The following is an 18,716-nucleotide window of genomic DNA, read 5'->3' as shown; positions in this document are numbered from 1 at the left end:
ATCAGCCAATAGGTGACAAATTAACCGCCATCTATTACAATAATGACCCTCCGAGAGGTGTTGCGCCATATGAATTGACAGCTGCGTTGAGATTTTAATCAAAGCTACGCTGATTGATTCGTCATGTTAGGCTCGGTAACTGTTGAATAATCATTTCACTGATTATTGACAGCGCAAATAACGGCACCTGCGTTTTTATTCTTTTTATCATACCTTAACCACTGATAGGAGCATATTATGGACGCAGTGTCTAACACCCCATCTGCCCATACGATCGACCCCTCTTTCACTGACTATAAAGTCGCCGACATTAGCTTAGCTGATTACGGTCGCCGTGAAATCACCCTTGCTGAAGCCGAAATGCCTGCCCTCATGGGTTTGCGTCGTCGCTACGAAGCGGATCAGCCGCTTAAAGGCGCGAAAATCGCTGGCTGTATTCACATGACCATCCAGACTGCTGTGCTTATCGAGACACTAGTCGCGCTAGGTGCTGAAGTACGCTGGACCTCATGTAATATCTTCTCAACTCAAGACCACGCGGCGGCGGCGATTGCTGCTGCTGGTATCTCTGTTTATGCTTGGAAAGGCGAAACAGAAGAAGAGTATGAGTGGTGCTTGCGTCAACAAATTCACGTTGGCGGTGAAGCATCAGGTCAGCTTTGGGATGCCAACTTAATCTTGGATGACGGCGGCGATTTGACCGCTTTGATTCATAATGATTATGCAGAGCTGCTTGATAACATCCATGGTATTTCAGAAGAGACTACCACTGGCGTGCATCGTTTGGTTGAAATGCTCAATAAAGGTACGCTTAAAGTACCAGCTATCAACGTTAACGACGCCGTTACCAAATCTAAAAATGACAATAAATACGGCTGCCGCCATAGCTTAAATGACGCCATCAAACGTGCAACTGACATGTTCCTTGCTGGTCGCCGCGCCCTAGTCATCGGCTATGGTGATGTGGGTAAAGGCTCTACGCAAAGCTTACGCCAAGAAGGCATGATCGTACGTGTCTCAGAAGTTGATCCTATCTGTGCCATGCAGGCATGTATGGATGGCTTTGAAGTATTATCACCGTACATTAATGGCGATAACACTGGCGGCGCAGAAAACATCAATACCCGTCTACTTGAAGACACTGACATGATTGTCACGACTACCGGCAACTATCATGTTTGTGATAGACACATGCTAGCTGCCTTAAAACCTGGCGCGGTCGTTTGTAACATCGGTCACTTTGATACCGAAATCGACACGCAGTTTATGCGTGATAATTGGCGCTGGGTTGAGATTAAGCCACAAGTGCATCAAATTTTCCGCTCAGATGATGAAAACGATTATCTGATTTTGCTTGCTGAAGGTCGCTTAGTAAACTTAGGTAACGCCACTGGTCACCCATCACGCGTGATGGACGGCTCATTTGCCAACCAAGTATTGGCACAAATGTATCTGTTTGAAGAAAAATTCGCTGACTTGCCAGCAGATAAGCGCGCTGACAACTTATACGTTAAAGTCTTACCGAAGAAGCTAGACGAAGAAGTCGCTGCTGCGATGGTTGCAGGCTTTAACGGTACCTTAACGAAGTTGACTGAAAAACAAGCTGAGTATTTGGGTGTGCCTGTCGAAGGTCCGTTCAAGCCTGACGCTTATAAATACTAAAAGGAGCCAGACTGTGACTAAGCCTGCTATCTCCTTTGAGTTTTTCCCAGCCAAAACCGAACAAGGACACGAAAAGCTACTCAGCACTTATGATGAGCTGAACAAGCTGTCACCTGCGTACTTTTCAGTGACCTATGGTGCTGGCGGTTCAACCCGTAGTCGCACTTTAGATATCGTTCAAGCCTTGTGCGCTCGCGGTGAGACTGCTATTGCGCCGCATATGTCTTGTATTGGCGATGATAAAAGTGAAATTGCTGAACTGCTCGATCTTTATAAGAGTTTGGGCATCAAGCGCTTGGTCGCGCTACGTGGTGACTTGCCATCGGGGCAAGTGGGCATGGGGGAACTGCCGTTTGCGTTAGACTTGGTTAAGTTTATTCGCGAATATTCAGGTGATCACTTCCGTATTGAGGTCGCAGCCTATCCTGAAATGCATCCACAAGCGCGTAGCTTTGAGCTTGATGTTGAAAACTTGGTCAATAAATACCAAGCCGGCGCCAACGCATCAATTACGCAGTTTTTCTATAATGCTGATAGCTATTTATATCTGCGTGATAGCTTAGAAAAACGTGGTATCGATACCGTGGCCCAGCCTTTGGTTGCTGGTATTATGCCGATTACCAACTCTAGCAATTTGGTGCGCTTTGCCGACAGCTGTGGCGCTGATATTCCACGTTACGTGCGTAAGCGCTTAGCTGATTTTGGCGATGACCGTACCGCTATTCGTGAATTTGGCTTTGATGTGGTCTACCGTTTGTGTGAGCGTTTAATTAGCGAAGGCGTACCTGCCATGCATTTTTATAGTATGAATAAGGTTGAGCCCAACAAGCGCTTGATCGAAGCGCTAGGCTTAACGGCTTAACCCTTTATCGAATATGTGGCTTAATGACTGGCGTTCCTAGGAGCGCCAGTTTTTTATTGCTAATTTTTTTATCAAATGTTAAATGATTGGCGCTATAACATGCTAACCATCAAAGTAAGCAGATGAGTACAACACTATAATCATTAGAAAATATAAACGACATAAGCGCCTATAATGATGCTTTAGCCATGTCGACAATATTCTGCTAATATGTTTCAAAATAATATATTATTAAATTACAGGAATAAGCGACTGTGCGACGTTTTTTTTATACCATCACCGATGATAACAACCCATCAGAAACCAACTACCCTCAACTTAGCACCTTGCCTATCGGTGCCAGCGTCGAATTGACTGAAAATATCGTCCATCATTGGTGTCGGGTATTACGTGCTAATATTGGTGATAAGGGTATTTTATTCGACGGCTTTGGCGGTGAATACCAGGTACAGCTAAACACCATCAGCAAAAAACACGCCACTGTGACATTATTGGCACACATAGAGGCTGACCGAAGTGCCGCTGTCTTGACTAAAATCGGTCTGGTGATGAGTCGCGGCGAACGAATGGATTATGCCATACAAAAATCCACTGAACTTGGCGTTACCGCTATTCAGTTGCTAAGCAGTCATCATGGTGAGGTCAATCTAAAGCCTGCCCAAGTGGAGAAAAAATTGGCACATTGGCAGCAAGTCGCAATTGCCGCCTGTGAGCAATGTGGACTCAATCGCCCGCCGCTTATTGTCGCGCCTGTCTCTATTAATGACTGGTTAAATAAGACAGCGAGTAGTGATATAGCAATGGCGGTCAGCCCTATGGTATCTGAGCTTAGTCAAGATACGTATTATCAAGTATTACAGCAACCAGCAGATTTGCGGCTGCAACTTAGTGTGCCAGCAGCGGGACAGCCAGCAATGCCTGAAGCGCTACCAGCAGTCTTAAAGCAGCCCTCTCCTTACATAGAATTGTTAATCGGACCTGAAGGTGGGCTCAGCGCTGATGAATGTGCCCAAGCAGCGGATGTTGGTTTTGCACCTTGGCAAATCGGCTTAAGGGTCTTACGTACCGAAACGGCACCCGTGGTTGCCTTGGCGACCCTGCATGCTTTAAGTCAGTAGTGGCCACATCGTTAGCTATTACCAATCCTATTTATCATTTAATTTCGATGTTATGAGTCCCATTATGACCGCTTTCACGCCTATACCAATATCAGACAAACAGCAATTATTGGTCAAATTATGTGAGCAATTTGAAGACGCCATATTCATATTGGACGAAAAATTACGCTATTTATCCGTCAATGCTAACTATGAGCTGATGCTTGGTTATACTGAAAAATTTTTGCTTGGACGTCCGCTTGGTATATACGCTGCTGAGTTTTTGTCAGAAGAAGAGCAAGAAGTGCTCAAAAATCTGATCAACAGTTTAGACAGTACAGGATTTTGTGAAATTGATTTTTCAATGTCAAACCGCTATGGACAGATGCTTGACTGTCATATCACCTATCGAAAAATTTATTTAGAAGAAACCCCTTATTACGTCGGCACCATTCGTGATATGGCCACGCTTGCTAAAAACAAAAAAAAGGTGGTGCACCTGCTTAATTACGACCAGCTTACAGGACTACCCAACCGCAAAGTGTTTTTAAGTCAAACCAGTGAATTGTTGTTAGACAGCTATCAAGAAGTGGTTATTGTACGTTTGAATATTGACCGTTATCGCAACCTTGCAAGTCTATTGGGACCGGATGGTATCAACACTTTGGTAGAAAACTTTGTCTTACGTATTACAGAGTTAGAGCTTGACAATCTACGCTGTTTTTCTCATTTTGGCGGTGACGACTTTGCCTTATTATTTGAATGCAATGATGCCAATATGGTGCGTCATCAGTTAGACAGCTTAATGCAAATGTGCGAACGCCCTTTCTTCTTAAAAGGTAGCACGGCAAAAGGCATCGAGGTTTATTGCCATATTTCTGTTGGGGTGAGCTATTTCCCTGAAAACGGTAAAGAGTTCATAGGCTTGTTGACCAAAGCGGAAAAAGCTTTAAATTATGTCAAGCAGCATGGTGGCGATGATGTATGTTGGTATCACAAAGCCATTAATGAAGTAAATGCGCATAATATACAGTTAGAATCTGAGCTGAGAGCTGCCACTAATGAAGGGCAGTTTATACCTTATTATCAACCAAAATTTGCCTTAGATACCGGTATGATTACGGGTTTTGAAGCCCTAGTGCGCTGGCAACATCCTACCCGTGGCTTACTAAAACCCATCGATTTTATTGATGCAATTATTTCTCATAAACTGTCGCTTGAGCTATTTTCGCAAATGGCGGGGCAAATCGCCGAGCAGCTATCAGTATGGCAAGGTTTGGGCTTTCATCAACACATCTGTATCAATGCAGATGCAACTGAATTTAGTCATCCTGATTTTTTTGATATGGTCAGTAACTTGTTAGTAGAGCATAACATTGCAGCCCACCAACTACACATTGAAGTGACAGAATCTTCTTTAATACAGCGCCATCCCAATGTCAAAAAGCAGCTTGATCTTCTAAAAGAAATCGGCATATGTCTGGCTCTTGATGACTTTGGTACGGGTTATGCTTCGTTAAGCTATTTACAAGAATATCCTTTTGATTTTATTAAAATTGATAAAAGCTTTATCTCAAAAATCGCAGATGACCGTACACAGCGCGCGATTGTCAAAGCGATTTTGGATTTGGCCCAAGCGCTTGATATGCAGGTGATCGCCGAAGGTATCGAAAACAAACAACAACGCGATTTACTCCTCAGCATGGGCTGTCAGTATGGTCAAGGTTATTGGTTTGGTAAACCTATGACGGCTGAAGAAGCAACCAAGATGTTAACGCAGCAACATTTGTCTAAAAACAACCCTTCTTAGCACTGTCTCATCAGAGCATATTGATTGAGTTTTCCTACAGTTATTATTAATAATTTTAGCCTGTAAGGTCGATGATGTATAGGATGCAAGACAGGTTGGTGACTTATCAGTATTGTCACCAAACTTGTATATTTGCCAGTGAACGCCTATCTTTTACCAAGAATTTACGAATACAGTCATAATTCTTTTTACTCTTCTCACTCTATTTCATATGATCGGTGTCATTGTCTGTTATGCAGACAGATTTCATCCCAGTAATACGCGAGCGACTCAGACTTCAATAATGACAGTCAATGATAGTCGCCGCCTTACTGCCGGTCGCACTCTAAAAAAGGACAGGAAGTTATGCAATATAAAGCGCCCCTACGTGATATCCAATTCGTGATGCATGAGTTACTTGACAGCGAAAATCACTATAAAACTTTGCCTGCATTCCAAGAAGCAGATCGCGAGTTGATGGATAGCCTTTTTGAAATGGCTGCAAGCTTTGCTGAAAATGAGCTGTCACCATTGAACCAAAGCGGTGATGCTGAAGGCTGTCAGTTTGATAATGGGACTGTCACCACGCCAAAAGGCTTTAAAGAAGCCTATAAAGCTTATTGTGAGCTTGGCTTCCCTGCGTTGTCTGCTGAAGAAGCATTCGGCGGTCAAAACATGCCGTTTTCATTATCGACAGTCATCAATGAGATGGTTGGTACGGCTAACTGGTCATTTTCTATGTACCCAGGCCTATCGCATGGCGCTATCCAAACCATCGAACACCATGGTACTGATGAACAGAAACAAACTTACCTAGAAAAAATGGTCAGCGGTGAATGGTCAGGAACTATGTGCTTAACTGAAGCCCATGCCGGTTCTGACTTGGGTATTATCCGTACTAAAGCTGAGCCAAAGGAAGATGGCAGCTATAGCATTACCGGTCAAAAAATCTTTATTTCAGCCGGTGAGCACGACCTAACTGACAATATCATTCATATCGTCTTGGCTCGTCTACCAGGCGCGCCTGCTGGTACCAAAGGCATTTCATTGTTTATCGTTCCTAAAGTCATGGTAAATGAAGACAACAGCCTAGGCGAAAACAATAAGGTTGTTTGTGGTTCTATCGAACACAAAATGGGTATCAAAGCATCAGCCACATGTGTGATGAACTTTGATGGCGCAACAGGCTATCTGATTGGTCCTGAAAACCGTGGTTTACAATGTATGTTTACCTTTATGAACGTTGCCCGTATCGGTACAGCGGTTCAAGGTTTAACTGCTGCAGAATACGCGTTCCAAGGCTCATTAACTTATGCTAAAGACCGTCTAGCGATGCGCTCACTATCAGGTGCGAAAGCGCCAGAAAAAGTCGCTGACCCTATCATCGTGCATCCAGCAGTTCGTAACATGCTATTGACTGAAAAAGCCTTTGCAGAAGGCGGTCGTGCTTTGGTTTATTACCTCTCGCATTTTGCAGATACGGTGGCAAAAGGCGAAGGCGATGATCTGAAGTTTGCTGACCAAATGCTGTCACTATTGACACCGATTGCTAAAGCATTCTTGACGGAAACGGGTTTAGAAGCGGCCAATCATGGCGTGCAAGTTTATGGTGGTCACGGCTTTATCAGCGAATGGGGTATGGAGCAAAACGTCCGTGATACGCGTATCGCTTGCTTGTACGAAGGTACCACTGAAATTCAAGCACTTGATTTATTAGGTCGTAAAGTCTTAGGCTCACAAGGCAAGCTGCTTGCTAACTTTATCAAAATCATTCAAACCTTCTGCGAAGAAAATAAAGACAATGATCAAATGGGTCAGTTTATCCGCCCACTTGCCAAGCATCTTAAAGAATGGAGCGATTTAACTGCACGTATCGGCATGCAAGCGACTGAAAACCCTGATGCGGTTGGCGGTGCGGCAGTGGATTACTTATACTTCAGTGGGTATGTCACCCTAGCCTATTTATGGGCTCGTATGGCACTTGTTGCTCAAACTGCTATCGCCGATGGCACAGGTGAACCAGCATTCTATGATGCTAAGATTAAAACCGCACAGTTCTACTACGCTAAACTGTTACCGCGTACCACCACTCATGTACAGCGCATTGCTACTGGCGTAGAGCCGTATATGACGATGAACGTGGATCAATTTGCGTTTTAATAAATAAAACTTTACAAATTTCGCTAATATAGCATGGATTTTAAGATGCAGTTCCTATCGGCAACATGCCCAAGTGTGTTGCCGATTTTCTTAATGTGAATTCAGGGAATGACGCTGCCAAAACAGCAACTGTGCCAAATAATCACTATTTTTGGTGTACGCATAATTCACGAACAAATACACCTGTTCACACACTAATTTGCTAAACTTTAGCTATCTATGCTTAAGCTATACTCAAAAGAACAACTTGATATCTTCACTTCACTTACTTTTATTCATTTGAACCAAAGGAATGTTTATGGCCGTTTATAATGCCCCTCTTAACGACATGCGCTTTATTTTAACTGACGTCTTTAAAGCTCATGAATTTTGGCAAAACAACGAAAACCTCGCTCATGTCGACATGGAAACGGTCGATATGATTTTGGAAGAAATGGCAAAACTGTCAAAAAACGTTTTATTACCTATTAACCGTAGCGGCGATGAAGAAGGCGCCACCTTTGAGGGTAATGGCGTTGTCACTACTCCTACTGGCTTCAAAGAAGCTTATAAGCAGTATGCAGAATCTGGCTGGGTTGGCTTAAGCGGTAATGCTGAATATGGTGGTCAAGGTTTCCCCAAAATGGTCACTATGTTGACCGAAGAGATGGTATTCACTGCCAATCAATCATTTGCTCTATATCCAAACCTAACGGTTGGTGCGACACTTTGCCTAAACGCAGCGGCTTCTGAAGAGCAAAAACAAACCTATCTAGAAAAAATGTACAACGGCGAATGGGCTGGTACCATGTGTTTGACAGAGCCGCATGCTGGTACTGACTTAGGTATCATTAAAACCAAAGCGGTTCCTAATGATGATGGTAGCTATAATATTTCTGGTACCAAAATCTTTATCACCGGCGGCGAGCATGACCTTACTGACAATATCATTCATTTGGTATTGGCAAAAACGCCTAATGCACCAGAAGGCTCAAAAGGTATTTCACTGTTTGTGGTACCAAAGTTCTTGGTTAATGAAGATGGTAGCTTAGGCGAACGCAACACCTTGGCCGTTGGCTCTATCGAACATAAAATGGGTATCAAAGCCTCTGCTACTTGTGTGATGAACTTTGACAATGCTAAAGGCTGGATGGTCGGTGCAGAAAATACTGGTCTGTCTTCAATGTTCATTATGATGAACTATGAACGTGTGACTATGGGCCTACAAGGTCTTGGTGGCTCTGAGCTTGCTTATCAAAACGCAGCGCTATATGCCAATGACCGTGGTCAAGGCCGTAGCGACACGCAGATTCAAAGCCCAGAAAAACCAGCAGATGCGATCATTCACCATGCCGATGTACGCCGCATGCTGTTAAATGCAAAAGCCAACACCGAAGCGTCACGTTGTTTTGCGATGTATGTGGCCAAAAACCTGGATCAAGAGAAATTTAGTACTGACCCAGAGGCCGCTCAAGCTGCTGCTGCGCGCGTTGCCCTACTGACGCCAGTTGCTAAAGCTTTCTTAACCGACAAAGCATTAGAAGCGACTATTGATTGCCAGCAAGTATTTGGCGGTCACGGCTATATCCGCGAATGGGGTATGGAGCAAATCGTCCGTGATACCCGTATTGCACAGATTTATGAAGGCACCAATGGTATTCAAGCGCTTGACCTACTAGGTCGTAAAGTGGCGAAAAATAACGGCAAATATGTCACCCATTTCTTAGGTGAGATTCGTGATTTTGTCAATAATATGCAAGCGGATCATGGTATCAAGCAAGCAACGCTAGATGCGGCCGATACCATCGAAGAGCTAACCACCACTGTCCTTAGCAATATTAGCGCGCGTAAGAGTGAAATCAATGGTTGTGCCGTTGACTATATGCATGCCTTTGGCTATCTAGCGTATTCGTACATGTTTGCGCTAATGGTCGAAGCGGCTAATGGTAAAGAAGGTGATTTCTACACCAATAAAGCCAAGCTTGCCGATTATTTCGTTGGTCGTATCTTGCCGCGTATCGATGCTCATGCACAGATGGTTAAAGCAGGTAGTGACCCAATGATGAACTTTGATTTAAATTACTTTGATGTACCTGCTAGCTAATTTTTTACTTTTATAATAAAGTAAGCCCTACCGCACTAAAATAAAAGGGACAGTTAAGCTACTGTCCCTTTTTTTGCCAAAAATATCGTCCCAGTAAGCAAAACAATCAAAGCAATAATAAAAACTAAAACTGACACAACAATCGACATAATGAGCGTCACAATCTGCACCACAATGCCTGCTAACAAAATAATTGACCGCTGATGCGCGGTTACGATTAAAATAACGCAAAACCAAGCGCATTAAACGTAATAAAAATATCTTAAAATTGATAAATTAGTGCACTGTAAATTAATGATGGCATATATCGCAACAGTGATAACCACAGCCATCACTAGAAGCAAACATATCCTTGCACATACTGAATAATAACAATGATTGAAATAACCACCATAAGGGATACGATGTGTCAGAGATAAAACACATTTTACAACAGATTACTGCCTTAAGTGATGTGCCAGATCCTGCGGTACTCAAACGCTTAATCGATGAGCTACGAGTGAGTGATAAAGAGCCCGCTTTAGCCAATCAAAACATTCAAGAGCTGATTGATATCTTACGTCAACATCCAGAATATGGAGATGGGCTATCAAGTTTCGTCTTAAAACTTATTATTGAATATCGCCAAATTGCCTTATATACCGATACTGGCATTATGTCAGACCAAGGTTTCTTTATCAGCTTGCGCCGTCTGATTGGCCATCGTTTTTTACCACTGTTACCACAAGAAGATTCCATCGTAGAATTGGTTGGCTATTTATTTGATAAACGCTCTGATGAGCAGTGGCTTGCCCATATCGAAAAAGAAAAATGGGATGAGCTGGTCGGGCTACTCAAAGTGAATGAGCTGCATTTAAACTTAGTTGCGACAGCAAAGAACAGTATTTTGAACGCGATTATCATTTTATCGTATCGTATCAGCGGCATTGGCTTGCATCCAGATTTGATGGAATTTTATCCGCAAATGCTGAATTATTCAGCGGCATTTGTGGCGCAAAATCAAGAAGCAGTCTTGTACGTGAATCAGTACCGAGAAGCACATGAGCTTGATACCTTAACCGATATCACTCCCGAAAAAGCCGTAGATCCAGCACCATTATTGGTCATGATTGAGCAATGCGAAGATATCGTTGCCACCATACGCAAGCGCATTTATAAAACCGGTATCTCTATTCGCCTAACCAACATGATGCTACGCTTGGATCAAAGCTTGCAGCGTATGCGCATCTTAACTGAACTGGTAGCAGACAACTACGATAAGCGCGATCAGGCGATCATCGAGTTGATTCAAGCGCTGATTACTACAGCCAGTCGCCGTTATAGCATTGGCTACTTGATTGATAATAATACCAAGCTGCTGTCGCGCAAAGTCACGGAAAACGCCAGCCTCGTCGGTGAACATTATATTAGTACCGATAAATCCGGTTATCAGAAGATGTTTAAAAAGGCGTCTATCGGTGGTTTTATCATTGCTTTTATGGCGACGACTAAGATATTAGCGTATCACCTAGCCCTCGCACCGATGGGCCGCGCCTTTGTAAATAGCATGATTTATGGCTTGGGCTTTGTTTTTATCCATATCGTCCATGGTACAGTCGCCACCAAACAGCCCGCCATGACCGCGGCGGCCATCGCCTCTACCATCTCAGACAGCTCTGGTAAGAAATCACACCAACTGAATAAATTATCCGAGTTGGTGGTCGATATTTTACGTACTCAATTCGTTGCGATTATGGGTAATATTATGATGGCAATTCCCGTTGCCCTTATCATCTCTTTTGCGTGGCTACAATATACCGGCGCCCCGATGATTAATACCGATAAGGCTGCGCACTTATTACATGATCTTGACCCGTTTCATTCACTGGCCTTACCTCATGCAGCAATCGCTGGCGTATATTTATTTTTATCTGGTCTTATCGCCGGCTACTATGACAACTTGGCGGTCTATAACCAAATCGGTGCTCGAATTCAGCGCCACCGCCTCCTTCAATATTTATTACCCAAAGCTTGGTTACAGCGTTTAAGCGGCTTTATAGAAGCCAACCTCGGTGCCATTATGGGTAACTTTTTATTCGGGGTGTTCTTAGGCAGTACGGCAACCATTGGCTTCTTATTTGGGTTACCGATTGATATTCGCCACATTGCGTTTGCCTCGGCAAATTTGGCACATGGTTTATATAATATATCGCCCAACCAGCTAGATTGGCCAGTTGTGCTACTTTCTGTCTTTGGCGTTTTACTGATCGGTATGGTTAACTTGATTGTCAGCTTCTCACTGGCGCTATTTGTAGCATTACGCTCAAAAGAGGTGAAATTTGTCGATTGGAGTCGGCTTACCAAGCAACTTTTAAGCCACTTAATGACCCATCCTTCTGACTTTATTTGGCCACGTGATAAACCGATGAAGTATGCGCGTATTGATAGCCAAGGACAGATGATTTTTGATGATACGGCACTACAAAATAGCAATCAGCCACTTCCCAATAATTATGTTGTACGCCGCTTGTCTGATGTCAAAGTACTACCAAAATCCTTGCAAAAAAAGACGCAAGACAAGCATACGGTCACAGATATTGATTATGATAATAATATATCAAATGGTGACACTGACGCTGCCCTAAAAAGTCGGGAAACCCATAACACCACCAATCACATGAGCACTAAAAAAATTATTGACCTCGACGATGGGCTTATAGATGAGGAGCTTAATAGCATCCCTTATAGTCAGGATATTCAATATGATAAAGCGCATACAGCATTTGATGAAGACAGTCAGGGAACGACTCAGCATCAGAACGATGATAGCAACCCTGAAAGTAAAGCTACTGGCGATGCCAAAACGCCACTGCCTAAACCAAAAAAGCCACCAAATCTACCCAGCTAATGGGACAGTTTTGGTGGCTTAGCTGATTGCTTAACTGAGGGCTTGGATTATTGACTGGACATTTTTTGAGGTAACTATCCAAAAAACAACCAGTCAAGCTATATAGCTCATATTATGAGTCTGGCAGTAAGCAATGCGCACTTGACGTGATGGTTTTTCCATCACCCAAGCGATAAGCTAACAGATGATTGCCCCATATACAGCCACCATCAAGCGCACGCGCGTAAGGTAAGTCGACCTCAGCTTTAAGCGCCGCCCAGTGACCAAACAAAATCTTGCGCGTGCGCGGTACTTGCCATTCAAACCAAGGTAAAAACCCTTTTGGCATCTGCTCTTCTAATCCTGCTGTAAAACTAAATTCCAGCGTGCCGTCTTGTTTGCATAGACGCATACGCGTGAAATAATTGGCAATCGCGCGCATTTTGGTAAAGCCATTAATGCCTTCATGCCACTCATCGGCTGTTTTACTATAGAGATTGGGTAATAAACGATCCAGCTGCTTTAAACTGCCTTGCAGCTGTGCCTCTAACTGCTGCGCATGGTCTGCTGCCGCCTCAATCGTCCAATGCGGTGGAATGCCAGCGTGTACCAATACCGTATGCTCATCAGGGTAAGACAGTAGTGGCTGATGACGTAGCCATTCAAGCAACTCATCACAATCATTAGCTGCGAAAATGGGGGCTGTCTGATCCTTTTTCTTAATCTTTGCGGCACCGCGCCAGACAGCAATCAAATTAATATCATGATTGCCAAGTACTGTCGCTGCTGCGCCTTGTTCACAAAGTGCTTTGACATGACGCAACGTACTTAATGAGTTTTCACCACGTGCCACCAAATCACCAGCAAACCATAGCTTGTCTTGCGCAGGATCAAAATCCAAGGTTTCAAGTAAATGCAGATACGCCGCATAACAGCCTTGCAGGTCACCGATAACATACTGATGGCGAAAACTCATAAATCCTCAATCTTTTTATGTGGCATTTCTTATATAAAAATTTTATATCATCATTTTTATGTGAAAAGCATTTATATTATAATTTCTATATAAGTACTCTTGACGATTGATTGGCAGTAGGTCGATTTAAACCTCTATTTTGCGTGCCTGATTGCTCAAATTGACAAAGTCTTTCACACTTAAAACCTCAGGACGCGCTTGTGGATCGATAGCACAAGCCGCAAAATCGTCTTCGCTCAATGTTGGCAATAAGGTTGATTTTTTGAAAATAGCACGTAGCGTCTTACGACGATGGTTAAAGGTTTCTCGTACCACAAGCGCAAAATACTCTTCATCTTCTGCTACGACCGGCTTATTGATATGCGGCGTCAGTCTAAATACGGCGCTGGTCACTTTTGGTGGCGGATTAAAAGCACCGCGTGGTACGGTCAGTAAATAATCGGTATCACAGTGATATTGCATGATGACCGACAAGCGACCATAAGTTTTGCTACCAACATCAGCCGTGATACGCTCAACCACTTCTTTTTGCAACATAAAATGCATGTCTTGAATCACATCGGCATAGCTGAGCAGATGAAAGAGTATTGGTGTAGAGATATTATAGGGTAGATTACCAACCACGCGTAGCTTGCCACGCTCAGGGCTATACATCTGGCGATAATCGACATGCATGGCATTGTCTTTGATAATCGTGAAATTTGGATGACTGTTGGCGCCGATACGAATACGTAAGCTATCGGCCAAGTCACGATCCAGCTCTACCACGGTCATCGCATCGACTTCTGTCAATAGCGGCTCAGTTAGCGCGCCCATCCCTGGCCCAATCTCAATTAAATTATCATCACGCTCTAGGCGAATGCTATCAACGATTTGGCGAATGACACTGCCATCGTGCAAGAAGTTTTGACCAAAACGCTTACGCGGTTGGTGTTTGGCAGCGCGCAGGCTGTTAGAAATAGATTGAGCATCAAACGTAGTTTTGGACATAAAAAAGTCTTAATGGATAAAAGATAAATGGGCTACAGCGCTATGGCAGCAATATACTGGATTTATATGCGCTTTTATTTGCTGGCTTTGTAATACGAAATTATACCACAGCTCATAATTGCACTGTATTTTTGAGACGTTTTATTAGTAAACCACCTACACCTTGGCACAACCGACACATCGCTTTTTTTGTTCTTAAACCATTTGCTATAATGTTGGTTATATATACGGTACCCTAGTGAGAACTCGAAACTTGGGCTGTAGGCTAATGGTATCAAGGTTTCAACTTACGGAATAGTCACAGTGTACTTCATTGTGTACTTACCATACATATTCTATTCGTGATCGGTGCGCTATACAGGCACCGAACAGGATTTATCATAAATAAGCTTTAGCTTATTTTAAATAGTTTATCTAAATAATTGAGATATGCTACCGTATTTACTTTTTATCAGCCAAATATTTTTTAACAATTTCGGGTAAGAGAAAGTAAGAATACTGTTTAAAAAACATTGGCATGTTCATGTAACTTCTACTCATAGTGCTTTAAAAACTTAAAGTGCATTAGCAGCGTCATAAGCGGTTTTGGTTGCATACGAGATATCAGCCACTTTGTCACAGTCTCCAACTTCGATAACCTCAATACCATTAGCAATGAATTCTGCGGTATCAAACCCCACTGAACGCGCACCACTAGCAATGACTACATAGTCGTAGGGGATTTGCACGATATCTCTATTCTTAATTTCACAATGTACTTCATTTTCGGTAATGGCCGTGACCTTGTGTTCCATATACGTCTCAACATCAAATTGCTCATAGTTCTCCAGCATTGTAGGTACAATCGTCACACTTATATCGTTAGTAATACTATCCGACATCTCGACTATCGACACTTTACAGCCAAGCTCAGCGAGATATTCAGCAGTCTCGCAACCGACGACCCCGCCACCGATGATAACGACACGATCAGAAACTGTTTGTGAGCCCGCCAGCACTTTCCATGCATCTTTGACATTCACATTATCTATGCCTGAAATTGCTGGAATAAAGCTGTTCGCACCAACCGCTACAATCACCGCATCAGGTTCTAATGCTGATATGCTTTTTACAGTTGCTATTTCATTTAGACGTAAATTCACACCCTCAGATTTTACCGCGTGTATTAAGTCATCTGTAAGGCGTTGCAGCTCAATTTTACGCGGTGGTACATCGGCTATATTTAACTGACCACCAAGCTTATTCTCTTTTTCAAACAGCGTTACATGATGCCCTTTTACTGCAGCGACACGAGCGGCTTCAAGTCCAGCAGGGCCACCACCGACAACGACTACCTTTTTCTTAATCTTGGCAGGTGTGATAGTTCGAGTCTCTTCATAGCCGTTCTCCGGGTTAACCGTACAAATCATAAAAGATCGATTCATGACTGCATCAACGCAGACATTACAACTGATACAACGACGAATATCTTTATGCTTGCCAGCCGCTGCTTTGTTTGGCCAGTCAGGGTCAGCCAATAGGGGACGACCTATGCCAATCATATCAACCTTATCTGTTTCCAGCACTGCTTCAGCCATCTCAGGGTCAATAATACGCCCCGAAGTGCTTACAGGAATAGTGACCACTTGCTTAACTGATTGTGCGATGTCTGCAAAAAAACAATAGGGCTGCACTCCCATTGGCGGGATAGTGTCGGCTAAGTTGACCGTATGATTGGCTTGACCGACATGAATCATGTCTACACCAGCACCTTCAAGCCACTGCGCAAATTGCGGTGCATCAATCTCATCAACACCGCCTTTACCACGCGTAGGCGTGACTACTGACAGCTTATAATCGATAACCATGGTTGGCACAGCTTTCTTCAATGCTTGTACTAACAGTAAGGCAAAACGTGTACGGTTTTTAAGAGAGCCACCAAATTTATCAGTACGGGTATTGAGCTGAGTGCTACATAGAGCACCTACTAATCGATCACCATGGACTTGTATGACATCAATCCCTGCTTGTTGCGCACGTTTGGCACACGCACACATTTTATCAATGATCACCATCAAGCTATCTTCGCTTACTTCATTGACGAAGTGCTGCATATCATAATCTAATCGCTCCCGAACCTTATTCTGTTCGCCATTAGCGAACATTTTGTTAATGGCCTCAACATCGTATTCAGGATGAAATACCTGTATGCCAATTTTCGCCCCATAACTATGTACGCTATCGGCAATCTGTCGAAAACCATCAATTTGGCTATCGTCAAATAGTTTAGGGGTTTGCGCAAAGCTAGGTATCGGAGCAACATCACCGAGCACAATGTAACCTACGCCCCCTTGCGCTAAACGGCGATAAAAAGATAGGCTTTGTGAGCTGATGCTACCGTCCTTTGCTTCATAGCCTGTGGTAAGCGGTGGCAGCATTAGGCGGTTTTTAAAAGTCACTCCACCAATAGTGATAGGTTGTAGTATTTTCATAGTATGGCTTCTATAGCAGTAGTTTTATAGTGGTTAATACGTTAATACTAGGGTCTGTTTAACACTCGACCGTGGCACTAACAGTGACTATTCTTTAGACTATTCGCAGATAAAGATTGTAAATTCAGTCATTCTAAGCATCTGTTTCTGGCAATGAAGTAGCAAAAAGTAATCCTGTCCCTGTTGTTGTAGTGAAGGCTGATGCTAAAATCGCTCTACTCAAAGTAACCGTCTAGCTAAAATCAGCTAGCCGAAGCAATGAGCGTTACCTGCAATTTTCACTTAGACTAGAACTATTTTAGCTATCAGCAGTGCGCATTTGTGAATGTTCAACAGACTCTAACAATTTTACTTATTCTCTTAATACTGTAAACATGAACGAAGAATACTTTGTTCGACCAGCTCGAAGGAAGATAATAATCAAAGGATATTCGTTTCAGCGTATTCATACCCAATCTCATTTGAAATTTCGTTTAACTATCTAATAGGGTATACCCCAAGGGAACCAACTATTTCACCCTTCAAACCTATTAACAGACCACTTAAAATAGACCGCTATAATGGAACCACTTATATTAGACCGTGTTTGATGATTCATAAATAGCCATTATTCACACTAAAATTACCCAATACTGCGTGACAAACTTCAAATGCACCAGTTTTATATAAGAGGTCTATTAATCAGCGATTTATCCGCCATCTCATTAGCCATCAGTAGTGCTTGGTATAAGCTGGTAGCACTTGCGCCACCACGTCCTGCTAAGTCAAGTGCAGTGCCATGATCAACCGAGGTGCGAATATACGGCAAGCCCAAGGTAAGATTGACCGTATCGCCAAAGCCATGTGATTTGAGCACTGGCAAACCTTGGTCATGATACATAGCAATCACCGCATCGCAACTCGCCAAATGTCTTGGAGTAAATAAAGTATCTGCTGGCATCGCCTCTGATATATCGACGCCTGCATCAATAAACTTACGTAATACAGGATTGATAATCTCAATTTCCTCAACGCCCAAATGCCCACCCTCGCCTGCATGTGGGTTAAGACCGCACACCAAAATACGTGGCTGCGTTAAGCCGAATTTCTCACGCATATCATCGATGACAATTTGCACCGTTTGGCGTACATTATCAGCGGTGATAGCAGCAGGAATGTCCTTTAATGCTAAATGCGTGGTAACAAGCGCCACTTTCATGGCTTGATTGGCAAGCATCATCACCACTTTTTCACAGCCACTTTGCTGCATAAAAAACTCGGTATGACCACTAAACATAGTGCCATCGAGCAGCTTAATATCGGCATCTATCAGTGCGGACTTTTGCAATGGCCCTGTGACGATAGCAGCAACTGTTTTGTTGGTAGCGAGTTGATGCGCGATGTCTAATTGTTTGGCAACCATGGCCGAATTGCGAGTATCAATTTGCCCGCAAACGACTGGTTCAGCACAAGGAGTATTAATCAAGAGAAAAGTATTATCACTGTTAACAATTTGCTGTGATATATGATCCAAAAAATCATCGGCTTCTATATTTGTATTCATAGTTTGCCAAAGTGGACAAACTTTTAATACGCCAGCAGTCACCAACTCGTCTGCCCGCGTTTGCATCGCCTTGCTATCTGCCGTGACCCAAATCGGACGGTTAAAATCTTGTAATTTACCCTCAGCCGCTAATAGCAGCACGATATCCATACCAATGCCAGCAGGCTCACCGGTTGTGACTAATAATGGTAATTTTTTTTGCATAGCAACAATACCC

General features: G+C 43.2%; 11 protein-coding genes. 7 read left to right on the top strand and 4 right to left on the bottom strand.

What is annotated here, in order from left to right:
* Window positions 1–237: 237 nt before the first annotated feature.
* The 7 genes from ahcY to FQ084_RS04280 all read left to right on the top strand — a co-directional run bounded on the left by ahcY (window position 238) and on the right by FQ084_RS04280 (window position 12,540).
* Window positions 238–1,662 carry an adenosylhomocysteinase gene (ahcY, locus tag FQ084_RS04310; protein ID WP_149489369.1) on the top strand — a complete coding sequence of 475 codons (1,425 nt, stop codon included), beginning with the start codon at window positions 238–240 and terminating at the stop codon, window positions 1,660–1,662.
* Between the two features lie 13 nt (window positions 1,663–1,675).
* Window positions 1,676–2,524, top strand: a complete 849-nt coding sequence (locus FQ084_RS04305; RefSeq protein ID WP_149489368.1) for a methylenetetrahydrofolate reductase — start codon at window positions 1,676–1,678, stop codon at window positions 2,522–2,524.
* Window positions 2,525–2,778: 254 nt separating this feature from the next.
* Window positions 2,779–3,642: a 16S rRNA (uracil(1498)-N(3))-methyltransferase gene (locus FQ084_RS04300; RefSeq protein WP_149489367.1), complete on the top strand. Its 864-nt coding sequence runs from the start codon at window positions 2,779–2,781 to the stop codon at window positions 3,640–3,642.
* Window positions 3,643–3,706: 64 nt separating this feature from the next.
* The gene (locus tag FQ084_RS04295; RefSeq protein WP_149489366.1) at window positions 3,707–5,431 is read left to right on the top strand and encodes a sensor domain-containing phosphodiesterase; all 1,725 of its coding nucleotides are present in this window, start codon (window positions 3,707–3,709) and stop codon (window positions 5,429–5,431) included.
* 345 nt (window positions 5,432–5,776) lie between these two features.
* Window positions 5,777–7,570: an acyl-CoA dehydrogenase C-terminal domain-containing protein gene (locus FQ084_RS04290; RefSeq protein ID WP_149489365.1), complete on the top strand. Its 1,794-nt coding sequence runs from the start codon at window positions 5,777–5,779 to the stop codon at window positions 7,568–7,570.
* A 298-nt stretch (window positions 7,571–7,868) separates the two neighbouring features.
* Window positions 7,869–9,653 (top strand): acyl-CoA dehydrogenase C-terminal domain-containing protein, encoded by a 1,785-nt coding sequence (locus FQ084_RS04285; RefSeq protein ID WP_149489364.1) that lies wholly within the window; start codon window positions 7,869–7,871, stop codon window positions 9,651–9,653.
* A 406-nt stretch (window positions 9,654–10,059) separates the two neighbouring features.
* Window positions 10,060–12,540 carry a site-specific recombinase gene (locus tag FQ084_RS04280; RefSeq protein ID WP_149489363.1) on the top strand — a complete coding sequence of 827 codons (2,481 nt, stop codon included), beginning with the start codon at window positions 10,060–10,062 and terminating at the stop codon, window positions 12,538–12,540.
* A gap of 112 nt (window positions 12,541–12,652) precedes the next feature.
* Here the strand turns inward: FQ084_RS04280 and FQ084_RS04275 are convergent, their stop codons facing one another.
* From FQ084_RS04275 to pdxA, 4 genes are all read right to left on the bottom strand, one after another.
* A complete protein-coding gene (locus FQ084_RS04275) occupies window positions 12,653–13,495 on the bottom strand; it encodes a symmetrical bis(5'-nucleosyl)-tetraphosphatase (protein WP_149489362.1) in 843 nt (280 codons plus the stop codon).
* Between the two features lie 126 nt (window positions 13,496–13,621).
* Window positions 13,622–14,485 (bottom strand): 16S rRNA (adenine(1518)-N(6)/adenine(1519)-N(6))-dimethyltransferase RsmA, encoded by an 864-nt coding sequence (gene rsmA, locus FQ084_RS04270; protein ID WP_149489361.1) that lies wholly within the window; start codon window positions 14,483–14,485, stop codon window positions 13,622–13,624.
* A 554-nt stretch (window positions 14,486–15,039) separates the two neighbouring features.
* On the bottom strand, window positions 15,040–16,956 hold the full coding sequence (gene bilR, locus FQ084_RS04265; protein WP_149489360.1) for a bilirubin reductase, long form: 1,917 nt from the start codon (window positions 16,954–16,956) through the stop codon (window positions 15,040–15,042).
* Window positions 16,957–17,617: 661 nt separating this feature from the next.
* Window positions 17,618–18,703, bottom strand: coding sequence for a 4-hydroxythreonine-4-phosphate dehydrogenase PdxA (gene pdxA, locus FQ084_RS04260; protein ID WP_149489359.1), 1,086 nt, complete (start codon window positions 18,701–18,703; stop codon window positions 17,618–17,620).
* Window positions 18,704–18,716: the final 13 nt, after the last annotated feature.

Source organism: Psychrobacter sp. ANT_WB68, assembly GCF_008369115.1.
Lineage (GTDB): Bacteria > Pseudomonadota > Gammaproteobacteria > Pseudomonadales > Moraxellaceae > Psychrobacter.
The sequence above is the reverse complement of the archived record's forward strand: the minus strand, read 5'-3'. Positions and strand labels throughout refer to the sequence as shown.

Bases quoted from the DNA above. Each gene is read 5' to 3' on its own strand.
- ahcY (WP_149489369.1), top strand. From the start codon at position 238: ATGGACGCAGTGTCTAACACCCCATCTGCCCATACGATCGACCCCTCT.
- FQ084_RS04285 (WP_149489364.1), top strand. From the start codon at position 7,869: ATGGCCGTTTATAATGCCCCTCTTAACGACATGCGCTTTATTTTAACT.
- FQ084_RS04290 (WP_149489365.1), top strand. From the start codon at position 5,777: ATGCAATATAAAGCGCCCCTACGTGATATCCAATTCGTGATGCATGAG.
- pdxA (WP_149489359.1), bottom strand. From the start codon at position 18,703: ATGCAAAAAAAATTACCATTATTAGTCACAACCGGTGAGCCTGCTGGC.
- FQ084_RS04295 (WP_149489366.1), top strand. From the start codon at position 3,707: ATGACCGCTTTCACGCCTATACCAATATCAGACAAACAGCAATTATTG.
- rsmA (WP_149489361.1), bottom strand. From the start codon at position 14,485: ATGTCCAAAACTACGTTTGATGCTCAATCTATTTCTAACAGCCTGCGC.
- bilR (WP_149489360.1), bottom strand. From the start codon at position 16,956: ATGAAAATACTACAACCTATCACTATTGGTGGAGTGACTTTTAAAAAC.
- FQ084_RS04275 (WP_149489362.1), bottom strand. From the start codon at position 13,495: ATGAGTTTTCGCCATCAGTATGTTATCGGTGACCTGCAAGGCTGTTAT.